This window comes from Pengzhenrongella sp. (assembly GCF_036565025.1).
Classification (GTDB): Bacteria; Actinomycetota; Actinomycetes; order Actinomycetales; family Cellulomonadaceae; genus Pengzhenrongella.
Map to the genome: position 1 here is coordinate 1 of NZ_DATCNW010000463.1, position 3,489 is coordinate 3,489.

Annotated in this window: 2 protein-coding genes; both read right to left on the reverse strand. The window is 68.4% G+C overall.

Annotated elements, in window-relative coordinates; translation table 11 throughout:
* Positions 1–37: 37 nt before the first annotated feature.
* Entirely contained in the window at positions 38–1,351 is a 1,314-nt protein-coding gene (locus VIM26_RS25920; protein ID WP_331956216.1) for a sugar ABC transporter substrate-binding protein, read from the reverse strand.
* Between the two features lie 147 nt (positions 1,352–1,498).
* Positions 1,499–2,743 carry an ROK family transcriptional regulator gene (locus VIM26_RS25925; RefSeq protein WP_331956217.1) on the reverse strand — a complete coding sequence of 415 codons (1,245 nt, stop codon included), beginning with the start codon at positions 2,741–2,743 and terminating at the stop codon, positions 1,499–1,501.
* Between the last annotated feature and the right edge of the window lie 746 nt (positions 2,744–3,489).

Genomic DNA, 3,489 nt, shown 5'->3' on the forward strand with positions numbered 1-3,489 from the left:
CCCGCCGTAGCGGGCCCGGCTGTTGCCAGCGCCACGATCAGGCCGCGGGCTTGATGATCGACGTCAGCTGGGTCTGGATCGCCTTCAGCGCGGGTGCGGCCTGCTGCTTGCCGAGCCAGAAGTCCGCGAGGCCGTCCGTAAAGGCCTTCTGCATCTCGTCCCACTCCGGGATGAACGGGGACTTGAAGACGAACTTGGAGGACTCAGGGAAGGCGGCCATGTTGAGCGGCTTGGTCATCCAGGACGGCTTCAGGAACGTGTCGCTCTTCTGGACCTCGATGCTGGCGGGCACGTCCTGCTTGCTCTCGATGATGGTCGCCTGTGCCTTGGCTGCCGTGAGGAACGCGATCGCCTTGAACGCTGCGTCCGGGTTCTTGCAGTCACGCGAGATGGCCAGCCCACTACCGAACGCCGCCACGGCCTGCTTCTTCTGCTGCCACAACGGGGCGAGGTCCCACTCGAGCTTCGGGTCCGCAGCGAGCGTGCCGACGTTCCAGAAGCCAGTGATGTTCATCGCGACGCTCTGCGCCGCGAAGGCCTGGTCGCCGCCCATGTCAGGACCCATGTCCGCGTACTGGGGTGTGGTGGGCACGACATGGTGCTTGAAGATCAGGTCGCCGCACCACTGCAGCGCCTCGACCACGGCATCCGAGTCGACCGTCGGCTTGCCGGTCTCCGGGTCGATGATCGCCCCGCCATTCTGGTAGACCATGCTCCACCACCCCGGCCACCAGCCGGTTCCGCCGAAGCCCCAGACCGAGCCGGGCACGGTCAGTTCCTTGGAGGCGCTGAGCATGTCGTCCCAGGTCCAGGCCGCGGTGGGTGCCGCTATGCCCTTCGCCTCGAACAGGGTCTTGTTGTAGTACAGGATCATCGCGCCCGAGCGGTCCGGGATCGCGTACACCTTGTCCTGGTAGCTGTAGGCCTTGCCGACCGGCCCGAACTGAGCCTCGAGGTCAAGCTTCGCGCTCGAGACGTACTTGTCCAGCGGGATGATCTGGCTCTTGCTGGAGTAGACGTTGACGTTCTCGGCGACCTCCATGATGTCGGGGCCGTTGCCGCCCGCGATCATGGTCTGCACCTTCTGGGCGTAGTTCGCCGCCGGTATCAGGGCGAGGGTGACCTTGAGCTCGGGGTACTTCTTCACGAGCAGGTCGATACGGTCCTGGTAGGCCTTCTTGTCGACCTCGCCGCCCCAGACCGTCATTTTCAGGTCGGCGCTGCCGTCACTCCCGCCGCCTCCGCCGCCGCCGCTCTGGGTGCCGCACGCGGTCAGGGTGATGACGCCGGCCGCCACGCCGAACCCGGCCAGGAATCCGCGCCGGGACAGCTCCTTCTGAATGAGCGCCATTGCTCTTCCGCCTCTCTGCGGTACCGCACGGACGGGTCGGCTGGGCGTCTCTCGAGGGCCTTCCTTGTTCCGCTGCCGGTTAGACTAACCCCTAGAATAAGTACTGTCCAGAGTTCGGCGCGGACGGTCGGACGACGTCAGGACACGTCAGGAGACGGGGACCCGGGCCGGGCGGGCGGCACCGCCGGGCAGTCCCAGCTGCTCCAGGAAGCTCTCCAACGCGAGGGTCGCCATCCCGAGGGCGACCGGACTTCCGTGCACGGAGCTGAGCGCGACCTCGACCGCGGCGGCCGAACCCGCGATCGCCTCGCTGATCAGACGCTCGCGCGTCGGAGCCAGCAGCCACTCCCCGAGCTCCGTCGCCGCCCAGCTCGAGAGCACGATCCGGCGTGGGTTGATGATGTTCACGAGATTCGCGAGCGCGGCACCCAGGTACCGCGCGAACTCGCCGATGAGCCACCGGGCCTCGGGCTCGTCGTCGAGCATGCCCTGCCTGATCGCGTGCACGAACTTGAGTTGCGTCTCGCCGGCCAGGTAGGCGTGTCCCGGGTATCGCTCCCCGAACAGGGCCATCAGGCCGGGCACGCCGATGTAGGCCTCGACGCACCCGAGACGCCCGCATCGGCATTGGCGCCCGTCCATGACCAGGGTGCTGTGGCCCCACTCGCCGGCGTTGTTGGTGACGCCCCTGATCAGCTGACCGTCGACGGCGATGCCGGCACCGACCCCGGTGCCGAGGTTGATCGTGATCAGGTCGCCGGTCGCCCTACCGTGGCCGAACCATAGCTCGGCGACCGTCGTCGCCTTGAGCGGGTTGTCCACGTGGATCGGAAGATGCACGAGCTCCTGCAGCATCGCCTGGACCGGCACGTCGGACCAGCCCCAGTTCGGCGCGAACACCGACACGCCGGTGTCGGGCTCCACCTGACCGGGCAGGCTGACGCCGACGCCGAGGATCGGGCCCGCCGGGTGGTCGTCGAGTGCCTCCTGCACGCATCGCGCGATCTCACCGATCACATAGGTCGGATCGGACTTCCGCTCGGTCATCTCACGGTCGTAGCGCGCGAGATGGGTCAGCGCGAGATCGAAGACGTCCACCCGCACGTACGTCTCGGCGACGTCGACCCCCAGCAGGAGCCCGCGCGCCGGGTCGAACTTCAGCCGTGCCCGCGGGCGACCACCGCCGGAGTCCTCCCGGCTCGCCTCGACGAGCACCCCGGCGTGGATGAGCTCAGTGACGATGTTCGACACCGTCGCGAAGCTCAACCCGGTGAGCGCGGCGAGATCCTGCCGAGACGGGCTCACCGCCGAGTAGATACCGCGCAGGACGGCGAACCGGTTGGTGTTCCGGATGTCCTTCGAGGTGCGTCTGATCCCGCCGGTCCGGTCCATGGCACTCCCCTTTCGCCCGCACGGGCGCGGGCCATTCTAGGGTTTCGCCCAGCCGCTCCGTCGAGATTCGAGCCGCCCGCGAAGAATCGAGTCCCCCGCGGAAAATCACCCCACCGCAGAAGTCGTCAAGCGCCACGTCACGTCCCCCGGTCACCCTCACCCGGCCGCACACCCCCGGTCACGCTCACCCGGCCGCACACCCCCGGTCACGCTCAACCGGCCGCATACCCCGGTCACGCTCAACCGGCCGCACACCCCCGGTCACGCTCAACTGGTGCTCACCTGGGCGCAGACCCTGGTGCAACTGAATTCAAAATCTCCCCAGCCCAGCAGCCACGAGCCCGTCGTCGCCGGCCGACGCAGCCACCCCGCGATGTCCCAAGCCCAAGGCAGCCACCCCGCGATGTCCCAAGCCCAAGCCCAGTGCGACACAGAATGCGTACATCCGTGCAGCCTGCGCACATCGGATGTACGCATTCTGCATGCATGTGCGCAGCCTGGCCCTGAACGACGTTGTCGACGTCGACGAGGGTCCAAGCGGCCCGGCCCGACGACGCCCGGCCCGACGACGCCCGGCGGCGTCGGCGAGGCGCGGCCCGACGAAGCACGCCCCGCGATGCCCGGCGACGGTCGGGACGGTCGGCACGGTCGGCACGGTCGGCGAGGCTCAGCCCGGCGACGGTCGGCACGGTCGGCGAGGCTCAGCCCGGCGACGGTCGGCACGGTCGGCGAGGCTCAGCCCGGCG

What these genes read in the sequence shown, in the direction of transcription:
- VIM26_RS25920 (WP_331956216.1), bottom strand. Translation starts at nt 1,351, where the DNA reads ATGGCGCTCATTCAGAAGGAGCTGTCCCGGCGCGGATTCCTGGCCGGG.
- VIM26_RS25925 (WP_331956217.1), bottom strand. Translation starts at nt 2,743, where the DNA reads ATGGACCGGACCGGCGGGATCAGACGCACCTCGAAGGACATCCGGAAC.